Genomic DNA, 22766 nt, shown 5'->3' with positions numbered 1-22766 from the left:
TACATCGCTAACAGATGCACATAATCTGTACGGCTCGATTCTCTCCGTACATATAAGATCGATACTATACGATTTGAAAGTACGCTGACGTTGTACTTGTTACTCTATCCTCGTATAGATGGCTTCCTCTCAGAATTAGAGCATTGGCAATCAATCGCAACTGTCAATACTTTTTAGGGAGAGCTTCCATATTAAAAGAAGGCTTGGCTGCATAGGTAGCTGGTTGAATAGGTGAGGTATCGCTGGATAGCGGCATCTTCAATACAAAAGTCGTACCCGTAGAAGAGCTATGCTGGAGCACAATTTCTCCATGTTGAGCACGTGCCAGCAGCTGGCTGTAAGTTAAGCCGAGACCCAGACCGCGTACGGCCCGTTTTTTGTGTTCACCACGATAAAAGCGCTCGAACACATAATCCTGCTCTTCCGGGGCAACGCCGGTTCCGTTATCAGTTACTTCAATCTGGATATGCTGCTGTTCGGTATACATTCGAATATGCAGATCCAGCGTCTCACCGGGTGCAGTTGCCTGAAGGCTGTTATTCAGCAAATTAACCATAATCTGTTGAATACGCAGCGCATCTCCCACCGTATAAAGAGAAGATGGAGGCAAGTCAGTCGTAACCCGAACCGTAGTAGAGTCATGCAGCAGATTCCACTGGTAGATGACTTCGGCAATCAGTACGGGAAGATCGATATCATCCTGACGAACTTCCACACTACCGGAAGCAAATGCATTATAGTCCAGCAGATCGGCCACCATACGTTCCATCCGGTCAGATTCCTTAAGCGCGATATCGAGGAATTCCTGGGCTTCTTCCTGGACTACTACTTCATCGCGCACAGCCATAACAAGTCCTTTAATGGAAGTGACCGGAGTCTTCAGCTCGTGGGTGACGCCGGCGAGTGAGAGAGCACGCCATTCTTCCAGGTGTTTGAGCCGTTTGGCCATATCTTCAAAGGAAGAGACCAGCTGCTGAATCTCTCTTTCGGGAGTATGAATATTCAGCTGCACATCATAATTGCCCTGACGAATCTGCTGCGCGGCATCGGCTACGCTGCTGAGCGGACGAGCCAGCTTGCGGGATAAGAGGTAGAGCGTCAGCCAACCCGACAGAATCAGAATGGTCAGCAGCAGGATGGATACCATCATTTCTTGCGGACTGTATGTCAGTGCTCTTTTGGATTGTAAAATGATGACTTTGCCGAGCTGTTCATTATTGCTATCGATCGGCGTCGTAATCGCTACATAACGATCATCTCGCGGTTGACTCAGATCATCGGTCAGCTTGTCATGCATCTGTTGTTCGGTCATGGCAGGACGGGAGAATTTGAGATCGCCCTTTTGGTCAGTAATCATTACGCAGATGTACTCATCGATATTGAAGAAAAAAAGCCTGTTTTTGACGATATAATCGAGCTTGGGCGGGATTGTAAGCTGCCCTTCCGGTGAGGTGACACGATCAGCTACCTCCTGACCGAGCAGACCGGCTGTCTGAAGACGGCTCTCCATCGTGGCATCCCGCATCCAATAGATCGCTGCTGCCGCAATAATAGTGAACCCGATACACAGAATAATGAAATATCGTATTGTCCAATAGGACAGGAGTGATGTGGACCGTGTTCGTTTTACTCGTTTACCCAAAATTGATACCCCATTCCTCGTAATGTACGGATCTCTCCGGTATCTGCCGACCAATGGGAGAGAGATTGGCGAAGACGCTTGATCGACAGATCCACCGCCCGGTCGCTGCCTTCATAATCCATGCCCCAGACTTGTTCAATCAGATGATCGCGTGTAAAAGTCCGATTGGGATATTCGGACAGGAACAGCAGCAGTGACAGATCTCGCGGACTGAGCGGTACCTCTGCACCATTCAGATACACCTGCTTGGCTGCCAGATCAATAACCAGATTGCCAAAATGTCGTTTGCTCTCGCCATCAGTCAAATAAGGACGTCGACGCAGTACGGCATTGACCCGTGCAACGACTTCTTCAGGGGTAAAAGGTTTGGTCATATAATCATCGGCTCCGCTGTCCAGTCCGTTCAGTCGGTCTTCCATCCGGTCGCGTGCAGTCAGCATAATTACCGGACATGCGCCCTGAGCACGAATAAGCTGTAGAAGCTCCCAACCATCCATTCCCGGCAGCATAATATCAAGTACAACCAGCGCAGGAGAACAAGATTGGAATTTCTCCATCGCTGTATGACCGTCTGCCGCATGTTCAATCTCAAAGCCGGCTTTTTTTAAATAAGCGGACAAAACACGGGCAATCGCCGGTTCATCCTCGATAATTAGAATCAGACTCATAAGGGTGATGCTCCTTGTTAAACAGTATCATATCCATACATAATACTTACTTTTTTATACCTATTGTATATGAGCGGGAAATTGAGCTGCAAGCTTTATTATTACAGGTGTTCATTATAATAAAGCAAAATAAAAAAAAGTATCATCGACATATTCCCGACACATTCACCAACTATACTTACGTCATGATCTAACCAAAGGAGAGAATAAAAATGACGAAAAAAACAAGGAATTGGATAATTGCTTCTGCAGTTGTAGTGGTACTGCTGGCTGTTGGTGGATATACATTCATGCAGAGCTATATGGGGAACAAAGTAGAAATACAGCAGGTCATTCCAACGGAAGCAGCAGCTGCCAAGGGCCAGACAGCTACCAGTGGAGCTAGTGTGACCGGCAAAGAACTGAATGGCGACTGGGCGATCAGCACTGGTTCCAAAGTATATTTCTCGGTAACAACTTCGCAGGAAACTGTCAACTTTGTAGATGAAAAAGTAACAGGGAACTGGAAAGTGAATGTGGATGAGCCTGCCCAGATGTCTGCTGAAGGCCAGATCGATATGAGTGCTATTGACTCCGGAACCGCGCAGCGTGACGAGCATGTCAAAGAAGCCGACTTTTTTGACGTAAGTAAATTCCCGAATGCTACTTTCAAAGCAACTTCTTTTGAAGGACTGCCAACTGAATGGACATCCGGTGCAACCAATGCGTTCAAAATGAAAGGTACACTGACAGTCAAAGGTGTAGAAAAAGAAGTAACTTTTGATGCCAAAGGTGTCTATCAGGATGGCAAGATTCTGTTATCCGGTACAACAATGGTTACTTTCCAGGACTTTGGCATGAGTAATCCTCACTCGGTTGTCATGAGCACCGAGAATGATATCAATGTACAGCTGGAACTGGTGCTGAATAAAGGGTAATCCGAATAAATAATCAGGGTTCAAGTATAAACCATGTACCCTATAGAATCAGAATAACAAAAAGCCTATGGATTAAGGGATCCATAGGCTTTTTGTTATGTATTTACATAGAATAAGATAGGCAATCATGCAACTTAATTAGCAAGGGCTGAGTCGGAATGTGCAAATAAGGGTAATTTGCCATTGACCAATAGGAGCACCGGTTTAACCGAGCACTATCCATTAACAATAAATATTTAATTCTACATTATACTTTGGTTAGGAGAGGAGATTCAATGAGTAAAATAATTTTCGTATCCAATCGTCTACCAGTAACAGTGAAAAAAAATGAGTCCGATCTTCAATATAGTAAAAGTATCGGTGGCCTGGCTACCGGACTAAAAAGTTATCATGAGCAGGGGGATAGCCTGTGGGCCGGTTGGCCTGGTATTTCCAGCAATGATCTGACTGAACAGGACGAGAAAGAGATTGATCAGGAGCTGCGTGAAGAGTACAACTGCCTGCCGATCTTCCTGTCCGAAGAAGAAATTGAACAGTATTACCATGGATTCTGTAATGAAACCATCTGGCCGCTGTTCCATTATTTCACCAATGCGACTGAATACAATACCGATACCTGGGAAGCTTACAAAAGGGTCAACCAGAAGTTCTTCGACTCTATTGATCCAGTGATCGAACCCAATGACACGATCTGGATTCACGATTATCAGCTGATGTTGCTGCCACAGATGATTCGTGAGAAGTATCCGGATACCAAAATTGGATTCTTCCTGCATATCCCGTTCCCTTCCTTTGAAATCTATCGTTTACTTATCTGGCGTGAAGAGATCCTCAGAGGACTCATGGGCGCTAACCTGATCGGATTCCATACTTATGATTACGTACGTCACTTCCTGAGCAGTGTACGTCGTCTGCTGGGCAAAGAACATAACCTTTACAAAGTGAATTATGAAACGTACAGTGTTCAGGTCGAAGCCTTCCCAATGGGTATCGACTACGATTATTTCTCCAAGTCTTCGCTGCATAGTGATCTGTCCAACGAAGCAGTGGAATTTATCGAAAGCACCAAATCCGTTCAGAATATTATCTCGGTAGACCGTCTGGATTACACCAAAGGACTGCCGGAGCGTATCAAAGCATTCAAGCAGTTCCTGATCAAATATCCGGAATATCATGAGAAGGTCCGTCTTAACCTGATCGTGGCTCCTTCACGTGTAGGCGTCGAAGCTTACGATAATCTCAAACGCGAGATCGAAGAGCTGGTCAGCGCGGTTAACGGACAATTCGGTACGCTGAGCTGGATGCCGGTATGGTTCTTCTTCCGTACCTTTACCCAGGATGATCTGATCGCGTTCTACCGTAATAGTGATGTACTACTCGTTACTCCGCTGCGCGATGGAATGAACCTGGTTGCCAAAGAGTATATTGCTGCTCGCAATGACTATAAAGGCATGCTCGTGATGAGTGAGACTGCAGGTGCAGCCAGTGAGCTAGGTGAAGCGGTTATCGTCAATGCCAATGATTATGGTGCGATTGCTGCGGGTATCAAAACCGCGCTGGATATGCCGGACCATGAGAAAATCGAGCGCAACAAAATGCTGCATCGCCGGATCTCCCGATATAACGTGAAGTTCTGGGCAGATGAATTCCTCGAAGCTCTCAAAAACACGACTGATTCCCAGGTAGAAACCAAAGATGTAGTCGATATCAAATCCGAGCCTTCTACGGTAGAAAAAGCGTATGTGGAATCCAGCAAACGTGTACTCTTCCTGGATTATGACGGTACGCTGGTAGGCTTCAAACCAACACCGGATCAGGCCAAACCTGATGAGGAGTTGCGCGAGATTCTGAAAGATCTATGTGCTGACAAGCGCAATACGGTTGTTATTATCACCGGACGTGACCGTGATGTGATCGAGAAATGGCTTGGCGATCTGGATCTGCACATTATTGCTTCCCATGGATTGTGGTTGCGTGAGCCAGGCGGCGAGTGGAGAATGACCATGAGTGTCGACAATGATTGGAAAGAATCGATCCGTCATGTACTGGAAATGTACACGGACCGTACACCAGGTTCCCTGATCGAGGAGAAAGAGTATTCTCTTGCATGGCATTACAGACAGTGTGAACCGGAAATCGGTGCATTGAAGCGTAATGAACTGCGTGAAGCACTGCTCTCCATTACTCAATCGATGAGTCTTGGTATCTTGGAAGGCAATAAAGTGCTGGAGATCAAAGATACCCGAATGAATAAAGGTCATGGCGCCCATCAGATGATGCAGGGCAAAGATTATGACTTTATCTTCGGTGTAGGCGATGATCATACGGATGAAGATCTGTTCGATGCACTGCCGGAAGATGCATTCTCTATCAAGGTGGGCGCTGGCAATACACATGCCAACTATCGTCTGCAATCGTTCCGCAATATCCGCCAGCTACTCAAGCGTTTTGTGGATATGAGTAATAAATAATAAAACAGACCTGGCTGCATAAGAAGTAGGTTTGGCATTTACCCGATATATAGTAAAAAGCACTCGGACAAGATCCGGGTGCTTTTTTTATGGAAGAAAAGGAAATTTAATTAAGTTATTTGGGTGAATCATGTGGCGACAACGGACATGAACTAGCAAATTGTCGTGAATATTGGAATTTTATCCTGTCCCTGTGAGGAAGAGACGATTATACTTAGACGAGTGAAGATACATATTTATGAAAGTGGAGGGTATATGATGAGTACATTGGAACAAACACAGCAATATATGCGTCAGGCAGGCATGCAGCAGCTGCTGACTGGATTATATGGACAGGACGAACTGGAGATGCAGCAGTCCCGTTATGAGCAGATGATCGGAAATTTCCTGAATCATTATGGAGTGGATACGAACGGACTTCAGCTGTTTAGCGCATCAGGCCGTGTAGAGATTGGTGGAAACCATACCGATCATAACCATGGTAAAGTACTCGCAGGCAGTATTCATCTGGATACAATCGCAGCAGCCGTACCTACATCGGAACCAGTGATTGTGCTCGTCTCCGAAGGATATGAAGGAGAGTTCAAAGTCAATCTGGATGAATCGGATGTATCGGATTCTGAGAGCGCTACCACTAAGCTGCTAAGAGGAATTGTGTCCGGTTTCCGTGAAAAAGGACTTGAGGTCGGAGGATTCCGCGCCTACGTAACGACCAATGTATTGGCGGCCTCGGGACTTAGTTCCTCGGCTTCTTTTGAAATGCTGATCTGTACGATTCTGAATCATTTCTATAATAAGGGTACATTGGGGGCTGCCGATATTTCCAAAATCGGTCAATATGCCGAGAATCAATATTGGAACAAACCATCCGGTCTGCTGGACCAGATGGCCTGTGCCTATGGCGGTATGGTGGCGATGGATTTTGCCGATCCGTCCCAGCCTCAGGTGGAGCAGCTGCAGTATGACTTCCAGGCGGCAGGATACTCCATGATGGTCGTGAATACAGGTGGTAACCATGCAGATCTGACTGAAGATTATGCGAGTGTACCGAATGAAATGTTCGCTGTTGCCCATGCACTGGGGGCCGAGTTCTGCCGCGATATTACGCTGGAACAGATCTATGCAGAGCTGCCCCGTCTGCGTCAGGAGACAGGTGATCGTGCTATTCTGAGAGCGATGCACTTCCTGGAAGAGAATCGCCGGGTAGACCATCAGGTCGAAGCGCTACGTCAGGATGATATGCCTGCATTCCTTCGTCTGTTGACCGCTTCCGGCAATTCATCCTGGAAATGGCTGCAAAATTGTTATCGCGATTCGGATCATCACGATCAGAGTATGGCGATCGCGCTGGCTATTACAGAGATCTACCTGCAGGATATTGGCTGTGGTGCCTGTCGTCTGCACGGTGGCGGCTTTGCCGGTGTGATTCTGGCTGTCATTCCGAATGAACATGCTGCAGGCTACAGAGCATTGATCGAGAAGACGCTAGGCACATCCATTTTCGATATTCGTATTCGTGAAAAAGGGGCATTCTGTCTGAACGCCTTCCTGTAAATAAACAGACAGTATTTGAAAGATCGGATGGCATCTGCAAAGAGAGCAATCCCATGATGAAATAGATGCTGTTCTGGGGTATATCGATCTTTTTGACTATAGGCACCCGAAAAATATAGGTATGATGTAGGTAAAGTTAAAGGTAATGGTAATGGTTCTTAATTATTTCTTACTTAGACCTTGTAAAAGTAAAACCAGACGCTCTTAAGCAACAAGAGTCTTACGTTATCTTTTTTGATGCATCTCGGTATATACCTAAGAGTGGCACAAATAATTATGAGACAGATAAGGCAATCGTAGTTACAAACGTTGTTATTAATAAAAAATTCTATGATAAAGTCGGCACAATCGATGAAGTGAAAAGCTGGCTCAAAACCTGTAAAAGATTAAACCTAAAGACACTTTGCATTATATTTGCGAAGTGTCTTTAATAGTAACTAGAGATTTTCGTCCTTATACTGACTTTTTTCAGGCACTAGTTTATATTTTAGTTCGAGCTTTGAAAATCATAGTTTAACTTCGATGCGTTTCAATTTTTCTTTGTTGATCATTTATTATATGACTAGGAAATAGAATTGAACAAATAGTTTATAGAGGTAGATATTTTTTTGGTGATTTTCATTTGTCTAGTGCATGGCATCGGCATACAATGGTATTTATAGCTCGCAAATACAGTATATAGGAACGAGGTTAATCGATGAGAGATGAGTTTCTATACAAGAGAGAAAAAATAAAACACGCTTTAAAAGTTCAAGATGCAGCCAAGCAAGGAAATCTTGCCTTTTTTGTAGGAGCAGGCGTTTCACGGCTATCAAGCTATCCTTCTTGGAATGAACTGGTCTATGAATTTGATCAAAAACTTAAAGAACAAGAGCAATCTGAAAGCTCTGTTTATGACGATACAACTTTTGATAGTTTTCAATCACCGCCTACTCCTATACAGATAGATGAGCCATCTAAATCCGTTCCTTTTTATACGTCAGAGCAACTGCTACGGATTCCGGAAAAAATGGCAGCGATTGATAAAGAAGAATATAAGAGGATTGTCGCCAAAGTATTCGATAATCCGTCTATAGAGAGCAACGGCATCCATAGTCGAATCGCTTCTTTTGACCCTCATTACATATTGACTACGAATTACGATCATTTGATTGAGGAAGCATGGCGCAAAAGATTCAACTATATTAACGTTATAAGTTCTGACAAACATATATCGAGCGCTACTTCTGCAAGAAACGTAATCAAAATTCACGGCGGTTTTGAACGCACAAAAAATGGATTTAATTTCGATCCCGACCAAGTGGTCCTAAAAGAATCCGATTACTTTAACTATGACAAAAATTTCGCTTTGATTCGAAATATGACGCGGACTATTTTGGCTACTCACGTTGTCGTTTTTGTCGGTTATGGTCTCCAGGATTATAATATTAACTTACTGTTCAACTGGGTCAAAGATATACAGAAGGAAAAATACATCAATCCTATTTTTATTAATGTAGACCATACACCTACTTCTACCACAGATATTAGGTATTATGAAAATAGAGGTATCGATATTATTGATGCTTGTCTCTTAGACGTTAAGGATAAAGAGGATTATTTTGGCAGGTATGATGATGCTCTACAGTTTTTGCTTAAAGCAGATGAGTTTTCTCATGATTTATATAATTATGAGAGTTTAAATCTTCTATACGATTCATTACTACCAGTTTTTCAGTTAAACAGTATAAAACGGTCAGATTTTAAAAAGTTGTTAGGAATAGAAGATGATTCTTACGAGGTCATCACAAGTGGTAATGAAGAAAATATATCAAATTATTTATCGTCCCTAACCACTTTTTATAATGAAGGACGATACAAAGATGACAAACACAAATTACGTCTCAAAGCGAAGGCAATAATAGATGCATTACAGCGATATGATATCAAAACATCTTATAGCTGGGATCAAACAGCGAAAACTCCTTTTATGCCTAACGATCCTTCCTTTTATTCTGATTATGATGCATTACAGCAATTAATAGATGCAGAGACTAGCAATCCCAAAGAGCTTTTTTTCAAAGCAGCAGCTTTTTACACCTTAGGGGAGCTAAGAAATTCGTATGCATTATATAACGACTTAATCAAAATCGAGTACGCTTTAGAAGATCAATGGATCCTCTATTTTTCACAGCTAAACATAGCGAAGTTATATTCAATGATTGTGTATTACAATCAAATCAATTCTCTTGACAAGACTGAACCAGACTCTTATAGCAACTTCGAAAATGCATATAAGAGAGAGATGGAGGGATTTACACAAGAAGTTCTATTTAATTCAATGCCATATGATTTCAAAAAAACCTTTCATCATCTAAAGAGTTTATCAGACCCTTCTTTTGTAGAAAAAGAGGCTCATTCTATTTTTACAGATTGTATGACTCTTGAGTATAAGAACGATCTGAATGAACCATTTTATTCGCGCAAACGTCTTGTTGATCAAATTTATAACAAAACAATCGAAAGTATTCGTGATCTTTTTGACAACGGGATTCATGTTCGGTATGAAGAGGAATGCTCAACATTTGTTCAAAAGGCTTTTTACACCCTATTTTCAACTTTTAACAGAGAAAGGAATCTGATTAGCAACTCACCTCATACTAAAGACGTTTATAAAATTAATAGTTTTGATTTTATTTGTCTTTGTAAATATTTTAACTCATTTAGTTTAGGAAAAATGGAAGAAAATTTTCATCTTAGTGCATTCGAATTAAACGAGGCTCAAAAGATTGAGAAGTATTTATACAACCTGATCAAGCTAAATGACTTTATTTACCTTAAAGTTGTAAGCGAGAAAAAATGGAATTTTATGAACCGATATAGAGAAATTATATCTGCTTTTTATTTATACAGTCATTTCAATATATCTCATGATGTTGCAGTTAAGATCATCCAATCCATTTTCAAAATTCCTAAAATTTTATTTTTATTTGGGGAAATGGACGATATGATAACTAGGATTATAGTTAAGCAACCACAAGATACTCACCATCAATTCGGCACTTTGATCGAGGAGCGAATGGTTACTGATTTATTGCGATGCAAAAACATTATAGACGAACCAAGAGAACGTTATTTTTATTCATTGAGAGACGTACATCCTGTATTGAATCCGCAATTAACGTTTGATCAATTCTCAAGCGAAGTATTGAATTTAAAGAGCGATCAAAAAGAAGGGATTCGTTTTGCGACGATTCATTATGCGTATCTATCCGCAAAAGCAAAAGAATATTTAAATAGTTTTGAAGAATTAACACCTACAAATTATGAGGAGCTTGATTTTTTGTTGGTTTGCAAGACCATTTCTTTGTGCAATCTTTCATCTTACGAAAATATGGCGATCGATTATATACAAGAGCATATAAATCTCGATTATACGAATCCACACAATCGTATCGTTCCTTATCTTGTCCGAAATATTGGCAGGTATGCATTATTCGGTCATTTTAAATCAGAAAGTTTCTTTCCTTTTAAAAATCAAAATGCTGAATTTGATTTTTTAATCGATCCGATGCACTTTGATTATAAATTATTCGATCCGATGTGGCTTTTAGCATATGAAGAAGAAGTTCATCTTATTTTAGCAATGACACCTTCAGTAAGGAATCAAATCTCGCTATTCAAAAAACAAGCATTACAAAATGATAAACTTATTGAATTGTTCGTGACTTACTATCTTTAATTTCTAGACCGTATAACATAATTATTAGAAATGAGGATTCTTCTATGACAGAGCAAAAATATAAAAAAAGCATTGTGTCATTGGCTTCACGAGTACAGGACGCAGCAAAGCAAGATCGGCTAGCCTTTTTTGTGGGCGCTGGAGTATCCAAAATTTCTAAATATCCTTCTTGGAACGAACTTGTTTACAAGTTCGATTCCAAGATTCAAAAAAGAGACGGCAAGACAGTAGATCCTTCACAGACCATACCTCGTTATAGTACGGAAGAACTCTTACGAATTCCAGAAAAGTATGCAGCTATAGATAAAGATGACTATAACAAGATCATTAAAGAAGTTTTTGATGACAAAACAATAAAGAGTAATGATATTCATAATATGATTGCTTCTTTTAACCCCCATTATGTACTAACCACTAACTACGACCACCTATTAGAAGAAGCCTGGAGAAAAAAGTTCCCTTATATCAGTGTCATTAGTTGCGATAAGGATATTGCGCATTCGATATCACCAAAAAGCGTAATTAAAATCCACGGAGGATTCAAACAAACGAAAGATGGATTTGAATTCAGTGGGGATCAAATCGTCTTAAAAGAATCAGATTACTTGAATTATGAACGCAATTTTCCGTTGATTAGAAATATGACCCGCACCATACTTGCTACACATACAGTCGTATTCGTTGGTTATGGTCTAAACGATTATAATATTAATTTGCTTTTCAATTGGGTTCAAACTATTCAGCAAGATAATTACATCCAACCTATTTTTATCAATGCAGGGCACACTCCATCTTCCAATTCAGACCGCGCTTATTATGAGGGGCGCGGAATTAAGATTATAGACTCTTGTCTTCTTGTAAGTAGCGAAGAAAATGAATACGAAGAAAGATACGAATCTGCACTCAATTTTTTATTGAATGAGAAAGAATCGCACTATCTATCTACGCCGGACGAATGCGCATCATATATATATAACAAAATTGCGCCTACTCAAAATTTAAAAGCATTATTGCTAGACGATTTAAATGACTTATTCGACAATGATTACGATTTCAGAGCGTTCTACCCTCTAAATCCAGCTCTGAATAGTAACTATTTAGAGCTTTTTAGTTTGCATTATGAGCGAGGAGAATATAAAGCTGAAAATCATTCTTTGCACAGCAAAGTTGAAGAAATTATTAGCTTTTTTAATTCACAAGGAATAAACGTTATTAAACGATTTTCTATGATGTCTTCACGAATTATTAATCCAATTAAAAGAATTGAGAACCCGATTGACATAAAAAGTATTGCTTTCAATCATGATTATCAAGCTATATGCAAACTTACCAGCAACCACTCAGAAAAAGAGGAAGATCAATTTTTTAAGGCAAATTTTTTGTATTGTTTAGGTCAATTAGATGAATCCTATGATATTTATACATCACTAATATCAAAGAATTTTTCAATTGAACATTTGTGGATAGTATTCGTTAGTTATTTGAATCGAAGAGAAGTCTATTCAATAATTTGTCACGCAAATGAGTATCAGAACTCCAACGTGAAAAATAATATCGAAGCAATAAATCAAAGAGAGATGGAAGGAATGGATGAAATTAATCTTTTCACTTCTATGCCGTATGATTTTCAACAAAAGTTTCCTATGCTAGCTAATTTAGTAGGTAATGATTTTAATAACTCTGTATTTACTCACTTAATTAAAGATGAAAGATTATTGAGCCGAAAAATAGATTTTCATAGAAGTATTTATGACATACATGAAACGTACTTCCAGCTATATTCCAAATTAATAAATTGGATTCACTTCCTTTATGAAAATGGAATCTATGTTGCTCGCATTAGATTTATAAACAATGTTTTTTCGGATATCTTAGTCACTTTGCTAAAAGCTAATAAGGCACTTGGAGGGAACGAATTTAGTGTAGGTGGTTTTCAATTTATATGCCTTTCCAGATTTGTACCTACTGAGGGCTTATTCTTTTGTGAGAACGAACTTGTTCTTCAGGATTTAATCATTAAAGATGATCCTGCTATTACGAAATATTTATCTAATCTATGCGATTTTATAAGAGGGTGTAATATAGTCGATGAACGTAGTTCTTTCAAATATAGACAGTTCATTAAAGAAGCATTCTCGGCTTTTTACCTCGCGCGCGATTTTAATTTTTCTAGCGAAATAGTAATGGATATAATTCATTTCGTCTTTAACTTTGAATGGATGCACGAGGAACAATTTATTGTTGCGTTAGTAGAGAATATATACCGCAATCAAAATGCAGATATTCGAAAAAAAATCGCAGTGGTTATTGAAAAACATTTAATTGAAATTTTAAATATTAAATTGGTCGGTTTTGAATGGGTATATAATACTGATATATTTAATTTTACAGTGATCAACGATTACGATCATCTTATCTGTTATAATCTTTCAAAAGTTATAGAAAAACAAACTGATTTTCCTTCTGATGCTGTCAGCTTTATCAATGATTATATTTCTTTTTTATCAGATTCTGCCAAAGCTCATTTCGAAAAAATCAGTTCATAACCAATAAAAGTCAATATCAAGTCTCACATCTAATTAATTTAGTTCTAGCTTATTTAAATGCTACGCATAGAAAAGCATTATCAACATCATTAGAGAGAAGGAATAACTTTGGTTAACATACCAACCCATCATTCAAAATATGCATTAGAATATCCAGTTCATTATTGCAGCCGTTAACAAAGCTGTAAAAAACGGCGAAATTATGCTCCTTAGGACGGCTTCAGATCCTGCAGCTCGCTATCACGAATTAACATCCACTCATACAGTAAATCCAGAATAAATAAAAAAAGACCCTATAGGGTCTTTTTTTATTTCAATAAGAACGAAAGGCGAATGTGGTTATAATACTTTTTCGCTTCTTCCGACATCCTGTCTTTGTATTTATTCAACATGCTTATCATTTGAGGGGTGTACAAAATTGCCGATTGAGGGTGTTTAGCGATCTCACAAATCGTATCCGATATTTCGTCAAAATGAGCACCTTGCTCAATAAGGGATTCAACAATGGATGTATAAGGCGTCTTTAAAAAATGGTAGATAATCGTTCCCTTGTTCACCGCACCAAGAGGTCGATTAATATCAAATCCACAATCAATAAGTCTTTGGATTAATTTTTTAAGGCGATGTTCAGGATCTGTTGTCTTTTTGCTTTTAAACAAACTGAGTAGCATGCGAATGTATTCCGAATGGATATCATGGTCATCGGTTATTTCTGAACCAGGCACGTTAGGTGCTTTTTCGAAATGTTCAGATAACATAAGTAGTTCTGTTATTTCATGGTTCAATCCTCGCATAGCTTTTAGTAGCAAATTTTTCGGGTAATACAAATCCACTTGATGTCGCAGTAGCATTTCTACGACCTCTACACGTCCCTTAAATACCGCAATAGAAAGAGGGGTATCACAATTTTCAAATTCACCCTCTGCATCCGCTCAAATCCAATACAAGAGATCTATGGACCTGTGATTTTTTCCATTATAAAGAACGTTATGTGGTCAAGTGTTTTTTAATAAGCTCAAACAATTTCGTGGGATCGCCACAAGTTATGATAAGCTTTCCTGAAATTTCTTGAGCTTTGTTTTTAGCTTCCATTATGATTTTATTAAAGTAATTCGATTAGAATAGACTTTTCAGACACGTCCTAGTCGTTACTGAAAAGCCTGCTGCAGTTTCTGCTCATACAGTGCCAGATTCTCTGCGTCATAGCAGACGAACCGGATACGCTGCATATGTCCTTCAGCACTCAGATGTACATATTCCTTGACCGCCTGAATTGCTACATCGGCAGCCTGGGATTTGGGATAGCCGTAGATTCCCGTACTAATATTCGGAAAAGAAATACTGGTCGCTTCATGTTCATTAGCCAGTGCCAGTGAATTGAGGTAGCAGTTATGCAATAAATTGTCTTCGCCATTGCTGCCACCATTCCACACCGGACCAACCGTATGAATCACATAACGTGCCGGCAATCTGCCTGCGGTTGTAATGACGGCTTCTCCGGTTGCACATCCACCCTGACGGGCGCGAATCTTCTGACACTCTTCCAGAATTTCCGGTCCGCCTGCCCGATGGATCGCTCCATCTACACCGCCACCTCCGAGTAGACTGGAGTTGGCTGCATTGACAATAGCATCGGTCGTTTCACGGGTGATATCACCCTGAACCGCTTCAATAATTGTATCTTTAAATCGTATTTCCATAACGAATCTCCTCCTTCAGCGGGCTGCCTGAACAGATTCGATATCTGCTGATTACGCTGTATACGCGTAGTTCCAATGATGTTCTGCCGACTTATTTATACTGCGGAATATCCAGAATTATGAACATTATGCAGGCATAGATTAGCGCATCGGCGCAAAATCCTTGATTTTCAGCATGATCTGATCGATCTGCTCCAGCACCCCGGTATTCAAAGATATATTTACCGCTTCTACATTCTCCTGAATCTGATGCGGCTTGGTCGCTCCGATAATCGCAGAGCTGACTCCCGGCTGACGCAGTACCCAGGCCAGAGCCAACTGGGACAGTGTAATATCCATGCTGCCTGCCAGTTCATTCAGTTCTGCTACAACACCCAGTACATCTTCGCGCAGATAACTGTTAATCACCTGATTCACCGAATCATCGGCAGCTCGTGTACCTGCTGCCGGAGCCTGACCGGGTTTGTATTTACCGGTCAATACACCCTGTGCGAGCGGAGAGAAGACGACCTGACCCAGCCCATACTGCATGGATACCGGCAGTACTTCCTCTTCGATATAGCGTTCGAACAGATTATAGATCGGCTGATTGGAAGCCAGTGGGCGCAGACGAAGGCGTTCGCTGATTGCAGCAGCACCGGCGATTTGGGCGGCACTCCATTCGCTGACACCGGCATACAGGATCTTGCCCTGTGCTGTCAGATCATCCAGTGCACGCAGCGTTTCTTCAACCGGAGTCTCCTGATCGAACCGATGGCAGAAATAAATATCAATATAGTCAGTACCCAGACGCTTCAGACTGGCTTCGCACTGCTCCATAATATGTTTGCGTGACAACCCTCGATCATTGGGACCCTCACCCATCGGGAAAAAGACTTTGGTGCTCAATACATAACTGGAACGCTCATAGGAAGCAAGGGCTGCGCCAATGGCTTTTTCACCCTCACCACGGTTGTAAGCGTTTGCTGTATCGAAAAAGTTAATACCGTATTCAAATGCTGTACGAATACACTGATCAGCGGCCTGCTGCTCGGCGGCAGTACCATAGGTAAGCCAGCTGCCCAGCGCGATTTCACTTACTTTGAGACCGGTATTGCCAAGATTACGGTATTTCATGGGAACACTCCTTATGTAAGACAGAATAGAGGCAATCATATTGCCGTCTTATCCATCATTGAACAAAAAACAAGATTCGTCAATCTGCTGGATTACTCATCTTGCCCTGAAGCAGGAAAATAGGTGCCTGCCTGCAGTTCATTTACAAAATGCTGCAGCCATTCATAATACTGCTGTGCATGCTGGAGCTTATGCAGATCGCGCAGGCAGCTGTCTCGCTCCTCGGTTGTCGTATGCCGGGAAAGGATAATCTCGGACAGCTCGGGAATCACCTCGTTCATCGAAGCTGTCATGACGTCAATCTCCCGCTGCAGGCGAGTACCGAAAAAGTTCTGAAATGTGCGAAAATAATCGGTCTCCGCCTGATACTGATCTTTGCGATCGCGCTTCTCGTCCAGCTTGTTGATCATACGAGAGTCCATCAGGGAACGGACGGCATAGCTCATATTACTTTTGCTCATATTCATATCATTCTTCATTTCTTCCAGTGTCATGGGGCGATCTTCAAAGTACATTACGCCATATAGCTGACCAAATGAATGATTCACACCATATAGATCCATCGTCTGGGCGATCGCTTCAATCATGTCGGCACGCAGTTCCTGCTGTCTGGAACGAGTATCTTGATCAGGAGTCTTATTAATTTCCTTTTCCATTGCATTCCCTCATTATCTATGGATTATTTTCAGCGAAGCAGAAAAATTTACATGAATCGTCAATGTTTTTACATGGAGATAACTCATATTATTGTAATTGATTGTACAATATTTTTTGTACAGAACACATAATAACATGAAAAAAGACAGATTAAGAGAATTATTAAAGAAAATTTGAACGTAGGAGTGGATGCATTGAAGACGAGAATATTCCGCGAGAGCGAGGCACTGCTGTTTACGCTGCCGGCGGTGATTCCGCTGCTGGTATTCTGGCTGGGCCCTCTTGGATACATATTTTATCTGAGCTTCACGGATTGGGATTTTATGAGTCCGGACAAGCTGTTTGTCGGACTGGAGAATTATCGATATCTGCTGGGGAATCCTGAATTCTATCAGGCGCTGAAAGTAACTGCGTTATTCGGACTGGGAAGTGTTATCCCGATTATGGTAGGTGGACTGCTGCTGGCACTGCTGATGAACAGCAAGCTTCGTACTTCGGGTCTATACCGGGCTTTTATTTTCTCGCCATGGGTAACGCCGACAGTAGCTGTATCCATCGTCTGGTCATGGATTTTCCAGCCGGATGTTGGGTATGCGAACCATGTACTGAGCTGGTTCGGCATTGCCGGTATCGGCTGGCTGCAGGATTCAAATTGGGCATTGGTTGCTGTGCTAATCGTAACCTTATGGAAATCAGTAGGCTGGGCGATGATTTTCTATCTGGTAGCGCTGCGTAATCTTCCATCGGATCTGCTGGAGGCTGCTTCTATGGATGGAGCCAGTGCATGGAGCCGATTCCGTCATATTACGCTGCCGCTGATTTCACCGACTACCTTTTTCCTGGCGGTAATCCTGACCATCCAGTCCCTGCAGGCCTACGATCAGATTAACGTTATGACCCAGGGTGGTCCGGCAGGATCGACGCGTACACTACTGTATCTGTATTATCAATCTGCTTTTGAGGCATTTAATGTAGGGGAGGCTTCTTCTGTGGCAGTCGTTATTATTCTAATCTGTGTCTTGTTATCAGGATGTTCCTTCCTGATCGGACGAAAGATGGTGCATTATCAGTGAATATGACAGGAGCAGACAAAGACACCGCATCCTATCCACCGGCTCATTCAGGGCGCCGCCGATCAGGATTACAGACTGCAGGCAGCAGAGGTAGTGCGGTGCCCCGATACCGCTGGAATGTAGGGACCTTACTGCGATATATAATGCTGACAATAATCAGTCTAATGATGGCTTTTCCTTTCTACTGGATGATTATGAGCGGATTCAAGACCAATGATGAGATTTTCCGTTTTCCGCCGACTTTTTGGCCGGAGACTTTTCTATGGAGTAATTATGTGGATGCATGGCATGCTGCTCCATTCGCCCGTTATATTCTGAACAGTATCGGTGTAGGTGCAGCCATCTCCCTGCTGCAGATTATTAATTCGAGCATGATGGCGTATGCACTGACCCATATGCGATTTCGGCTCAAAGGTCTATTCACCGGTGTCGTGCTGCTTGGTTATATGATTCCGAGTACAGCAGTCTATCTGCCCAGCTATCTGGTACTGAGCAAGCTGCAGCTACTGGACAGTTATACCGGGCTGATTCTCTCGAACTGTGTCAGCGTATTTTCGATCTTTCTGATCCGGCAGGCATTTATGCAGATTTCACATGAACTGGTCGAAGCCGGACAGCTGGATGGAGCTTCTCATTTTCGGATTTTGTGGACGATTATCACACCTCTGGCACGTTCAACTTTTGCAGTGATGGTACTGATTACTTTTATCGAGCAGTACAATAACTATTTCTGGCCCATGCTGATTACCAAGAGTCCTGATCTGCAGCTGGTATCGGCAGGTCTACGAAGTTTCTTTGTAGAGGGAGGCGCCTATGGTCTGAAATGGCCGCAAATTATGGCTGCCAGCGCGTTCACAATCGCACCGCTGCTGATCCTGTTCTTGTTCACCCAGAAAACGATTATGCAGAGTGTAAATATGTCGGCAGGAGTCAACAAGAACTAGCCAAAAGCTGCAAAAGGTACAGATTTAGATCATGCATTATCATACAGACTTATGTGGTCCTTGAACAGGCCACCATCTTATCCATGAGAAGAGGCTGCTATTCATGAAATTATTACGTTTATTCAGAAAAGGAATGGGCAAACGTCGTTCCCTGTTGAAATGGAAATTAGCACTACCGCTTATGATCATTGCCAGCTTCCTGATGATCACGGCCTGCGGTTCACCCAGTAACAGCGCTACTAGCGCAGCAGGTACAGCAGCCCCATCCAGTGGACCTGTTGAAATCGAATTCTGGTACGGATTGGGCGGCAAACTTGGCGACAATATGAAGAAAACCATTGATGCCTTCAATGCCTCCCAAAAAGAAGTTATCGTCAAAGGTATCGTGCAGGCGGATTATGATGAAACTGGTCAAAAATTGCAGGCAGCTATCGCTTCCGGTCAGGTACCAGCTGCGGTGCTAAGCTCCAATGTGGATTGGGCGAAAAAAGGCTACTATGCACCGATGGATTCCTTTATTGCAGCCGACCCTAATTTCAAAAAAGAAGACTTTGTACAGACGTTTCTGACCCAGGGACAGGTAGACGGCAAGCAGTATTTCCTGCCGATGTATGGCACCACCCAGGTCATGTATTATCGCAAGGATACACTCAAAGCTAGTGGCATTGACCCAGCGAGCCTTACGACCTGGGAAGCACTGGCGGCGGCAGCTGCCAAAATGACCAAAAAAGAAAATGGCAAAACAACGTTCTATGGCTGGGAGCCGATGTGGGGCAGTGACAATATGATCGATGCCGTACTTGGCAAAGGTGGCAGTATTCTGAGTCCGGATGGCAAAACGGTCACGATCGATTCACCGGAGTGGGTTGAGACATGGGAGATGTTCCGCAAATGGATTCATGAAGATCAGATTATGGGCATTCATTCTGGCGGACAAGGCTGGGAATACTGGTACAAAACGATAGATGATGTAATGAAAAACAAAGCAGCAGGCTATACCGGTTCAAGCGGAGATCAGGGCGACCTGGACTTCAAGATTGTCAGTGCAATGGAGCAGCCAGGCTGGGAAGGCAAAGGTGAAGGCAAACCGGTCGCCAATGCGATCATGGCAGGTATTCCCGCCAAAGCGAGTCCCGAGCAGCAGCAGGCAGCATTCAAATGGCTGAGCTACTTTTCCAAAGCATCCAATACGGCACAATGGTCGATGAATACCGGTTATATCGCGGTGCGTCAATCCGCACTGGAAGATCCGGAGTTCAAAGCATTCAGCTCGAAAAATCCACAGATTGAAGTACCGCTCAAGCAGGCTGCTCATGCTTCTGCGCCATTCCAGGATCCTACAGGCGGCAAAATCACCGATGCACTCAAAGTAGCTGCTGATCAAGTACAGATCAACAATGTACCAGCTGCCCAGGCACTGCAGGAAGCCAAAGTAAAAGCCCAGCAGGAGCTGGATCGTGCAAACCGTCGCTAACGTCAGGTAAATGCAGGAAAGGGACATACACCGATGACAGAAATCACGACCAATCAACTGAATCTGCCTGAGCAGATCAATGAACAGTTATGGAATCAGCAATCAATTCAGGCAATACTGCTGGACAAGGACGGGACATTGCTCGACTTTAACCGGATGTGGGGATTCTGGACCAATGAAGTATTACGGCTAATGAACCTGCGGCTGGCAGAGCACGGTTGTCTACTGGAGCAAGAGCATATTCCACATATCTGGGGCACGATCCGCGACGAACAGGGACGGATGATTGACTACGATACACGGGGTCCTCTTGCAATGGGGACGATGGATGAAGTCTATGCCATACTGATCTGGCACGGATATCGAGCTGGCTTATCCTGGGCGGTATCCAAATCTATTGTTCGTGACTGTATCCGGGAAGCAGATCGAGCTACCGAGCGTGTCAAGCCGGCGTATCCCCTTCCAGGAGTACGAGAATTTCTGGATCGCTGTAAACAGCAGGGAATACGACTGGCGGTAGTTACAGCAGATGACACGGACAATGCTCGCAAGCATCTGGAATGGATGGGGATGATAGATAGTCTGGATATTATTATTGGCAATGACCGGGTGAGTCAGGGCAAGCCTTTTCCCGATATGGTTATACTCGCCTGTGAAGAGCTGGGGGTAGCCCCCGGACAGACCGCTGTAATCGGAGATACGAACGGGGATATGCAGATGGGCAGAGCGGCAGGCTGTCTGCTTACAATTGGTATTGGTGCAGGTGTGGATGTAACGTCTGCGGATGCAGTGATTACTTCTTTTGCCCAACTATGGAAGCAGGATGGAGCAGGGGAATGACAGGCAGTACAGGCTAGCTACTGCTCCTGCTAGCCATTGTGCTGGAGCTGACCGGTACGATTATGATGAAGATGTCAGATGGATTCAGTCGACTGATGCCCTCGGTGCTGATGTTTGTCTGCTATGGAGCCAGCTTCACCATGCTGAACTACGCGGTGCGGTATATGCCGATCAGTATCGCCTATGCGATCTGGTCGGGTGTCGGGATTACGCTGATCAGCATTGCGGGATATTACTTTTTCGGAGAACGGCTGAGAACGGCATCGGTATGCTGGATGGTATTGATTGTCGTCGGGATTATCGGATTGAAATGGAGCGATGCACAATGAATGAATATGAAATAAATTCGGTAACGCAGTCGAAGCAATCTGATCTGGAAATGCCGCTGGCAAGCTTCCAGGTGATCACGGACACTCATGTCACCGATAATCCGCAGCATATCCATAATCTTCACTGGGAACAGGCGCTGGCGGATATTGCCTCCTACGGTCAGCCCAGTCTCGGCATTATGCATGCGGGAGATGTCACGGATCATGGTCTGGAAGCGGAATACAGGGAAATGCACCGGATATGGGAGAAGTATCGTCACCAGCTGCCATCTTTCTTTTTTACAATGGGAAATCATGATGTAGGCGATTTTATCTGGGAAGAAGCTCCGCAGGAGTTGACAGGGCTCACCGGACAGCAGCTGCTGGAATTATGGGAACAGTACCAGGCACAAATGGCAGCCGAAGCTTCCCAACTTAATCAGGACTATTCTGCTGCCGCTGATGAGCTGTGGCAGCGGCGCATTGGTAATTTTAATGAAGCAACAGGTACAGCAGGTTCTTATTATGATCGCTGGCTTGGCGGGTATCATTTTATTTTTATCGGTACAGAAAAGCCGTTATCCAAAGACTGTCATCTCTCGGCTGTACAGTTGGAATGGCTGGACAGCACACTGGCAGCATCTACTGAGCAGACACGTCCGATATTTCTGTTCCTGCATCAACCGCTTATGAATACGGTCGCTGGTTCGCTGGAAGAGCAGGGCTGGTACGGAGTTCATCAGGATGAAGCCCTGCGCCGTATTCTGTCCGGCTATCCGCAGGTGATTCTATTTACCGGACATACGCACTGGCAGCTGGGGTCACCGCACACCATGTATGATGGACAAGGGGTACTGCCTGCAATGTTCAATGCTTCGTCGGTCGGATATCTGTGGACGGATGCAGATGAATATCTGGAAGGTAGCGAAGGCTATTATGTGGATATCTATGAACGTCATGTTCGCGTACGTGGACGGAACTTTGTTACCGGAACATGGATAGAGCAAGCCGACTACACAGTGGCCTATCCATCCGGTGCCATGGTGACCGAGTAGGACAGAAATCGATCGATCTTTTCCAACCAGAAGCTGGATTACCGACTGCTGTCCGGGATTCTAATCTGTATATTCTAAGA

At 43.0% G+C, this 22766-nt stretch carries 16 protein-coding genes and 1 pseudogene; 11 read left to right on the top strand and 6 right to left on the bottom strand.

Features of this window, described 5'->3' with window-relative positions; translation table 11 throughout:
• Positions 1-163 precede the first annotated feature (163 nt).
• The gene (locus tag WH46_RS10395) at positions 164-1642 is read right to left on the bottom strand and encodes a HAMP domain-containing sensor histidine kinase (protein WP_231584322.1); all 1479 of its coding nucleotides are present in this window, start codon (positions 1640-1642) and stop codon (positions 164-166) included.
• Positions 1627-2310 (bottom strand): response regulator transcription factor, encoded by a 684-nt coding sequence (locus WH46_RS10390; protein ID WP_017812975.1) that lies wholly within the window; start codon positions 2308-2310, stop codon positions 1627-1629. The genes WH46_RS10395 and WH46_RS10390 overlap by 16 nt, the downstream gene beginning before the upstream one ends.
• 212 nt (positions 2311-2522) lie before the next feature.
• Here WH46_RS10390 and WH46_RS10385 point away from each other — a divergent pair, with 212 nt between their 5' ends.
• From WH46_RS10385 to WH46_RS10365, 5 genes are all read left to right on the top strand, one after another.
• Positions 2523-3227 carry a YceI family protein gene (locus WH46_RS10385; protein ID WP_046226654.1) on the top strand — a complete coding sequence of 235 codons (705 nt, stop codon included), beginning with the start codon at positions 2523-2525 and terminating at the stop codon, positions 3225-3227.
• 275 nt (positions 3228-3502) lie between these two features.
• Complete coding sequence (locus WH46_RS10380; RefSeq protein ID WP_017812977.1) at positions 3503-5698, top strand: bifunctional alpha,alpha-trehalose-phosphate synthase (UDP-forming)/trehalose-phosphatase; 2196 nt, start codon at positions 3503-3505, stop codon at positions 5696-5698.
• Between the two features lie 258 nt (positions 5699-5956).
• On the top strand, positions 5957-7252 hold the full coding sequence (locus WH46_RS10375) for a galactokinase (RefSeq protein WP_046226653.1): 1296 nt from the start codon (positions 5957-5959) through the stop codon (positions 7250-7252).
• A 697-nt stretch (positions 7253-7949) separates the two neighbouring features.
• Entirely contained in the window at positions 7950-10973 is a 3024-nt protein-coding gene (locus tag WH46_RS10370; RefSeq protein ID WP_046226652.1) for an SIR2 family protein, read from the top strand.
• Positions 10974-11017: 44 nt separating this feature from the next.
• Complete coding sequence (locus WH46_RS10365) at positions 11018-13519, top strand: SIR2 family protein (RefSeq protein ID WP_046226651.1); 2502 nt, start codon at positions 11018-11020, stop codon at positions 13517-13519.
• 308 nt (positions 13520-13827) lie between these two features.
• On the opposite strand, the pseudogene WH46_RS10360 reads toward WH46_RS10365, so the two are convergent.
• From WH46_RS10360 to WH46_RS10345, 4 genes and pseudogenes are all read right to left on the bottom strand, one after another.
• A pseudogene (locus WH46_RS10360) lies at positions 13828-14409 on the bottom strand (hypothetical protein); the annotation flags it as partial.
• 258 nt (positions 14410-14667) lie between these two features.
• Complete coding sequence (locus tag WH46_RS10355; protein ID WP_046226649.1) at positions 14668-15219, bottom strand: O-acetyl-ADP-ribose deacetylase; 552 nt, start codon at positions 15217-15219, stop codon at positions 14668-14670.
• A gap of 141 nt (positions 15220-15360) precedes the next feature.
• Positions 15361-16335 (bottom strand): aldo/keto reductase family protein, encoded by a 975-nt coding sequence (locus WH46_RS10350; protein WP_046226648.1) that lies wholly within the window; start codon positions 16333-16335, stop codon positions 15361-15363.
• A gap of 92 nt (positions 16336-16427) precedes the next feature.
• On the bottom strand, positions 16428-16991 hold the full coding sequence (locus WH46_RS10345; protein ID WP_017812981.1) for a GbsR/MarR family transcriptional regulator: 564 nt from the start codon (positions 16989-16991) through the stop codon (positions 16428-16430).
• A 195-nt stretch (positions 16992-17186) separates the two neighbouring features.
• Between WH46_RS10345 and WH46_RS10340 the strand changes: the two genes are divergently transcribed.
• From WH46_RS10340 to WH46_RS10315, 6 genes are all read left to right on the top strand, one after another.
• A complete protein-coding gene (locus WH46_RS10340; RefSeq protein ID WP_046226647.1) occupies positions 17187-18065 on the top strand; it encodes a carbohydrate ABC transporter permease in 879 nt (292 codons plus the stop codon).
• Between the two features lie 143 nt (positions 18066-18208).
• Positions 18209-19009, top strand: coding sequence for a carbohydrate ABC transporter permease (locus WH46_RS10335; RefSeq protein WP_036629777.1), 801 nt, complete (start codon positions 18209-18211; stop codon positions 19007-19009).
• Positions 19010-19142: 133 nt separating this feature from the next.
• Entirely contained in the window at positions 19143-20483 is a 1341-nt protein-coding gene (locus WH46_RS10330) for an ABC transporter substrate-binding protein (protein ID WP_407944410.1), read from the top strand.
• Between the two features lie 33 nt (positions 20484-20516).
• A complete protein-coding gene (locus WH46_RS10325; RefSeq protein ID WP_082208372.1) occupies positions 20517-21323 on the top strand; it encodes an HAD family hydrolase in 807 nt (268 codons plus the stop codon).
• Positions 21324-21343: 20 nt separating this feature from the next.
• Positions 21344-21652 carry a DMT family transporter gene (locus WH46_RS10320; protein WP_156172248.1) on the top strand — a complete coding sequence of 103 codons (309 nt, stop codon included), beginning with the start codon at positions 21344-21346 and terminating at the stop codon, positions 21650-21652.
• Entirely contained in the window at positions 21649-22686 is a 1038-nt protein-coding gene (locus WH46_RS10315; RefSeq protein ID WP_052714192.1) for a metallophosphoesterase family protein, read from the top strand. Before WH46_RS10320 ends, WH46_RS10315 begins: the two co-directional genes overlap by 4 nt.
• Positions 22687-22766 lie beyond the last annotated feature (80 nt).

The sequence above is a fragment of the Paenibacillus dauci genome (assembly GCF_000971985.1).
GTDB lineage: Bacteria > Bacillota > Bacilli > Paenibacillales > Paenibacillaceae > Saccharibacillus > Saccharibacillus dauci.
The sequence above is the reverse complement of the archived record's forward strand: the minus strand, read 5'-3'. Positions and strand labels throughout refer to the sequence as shown.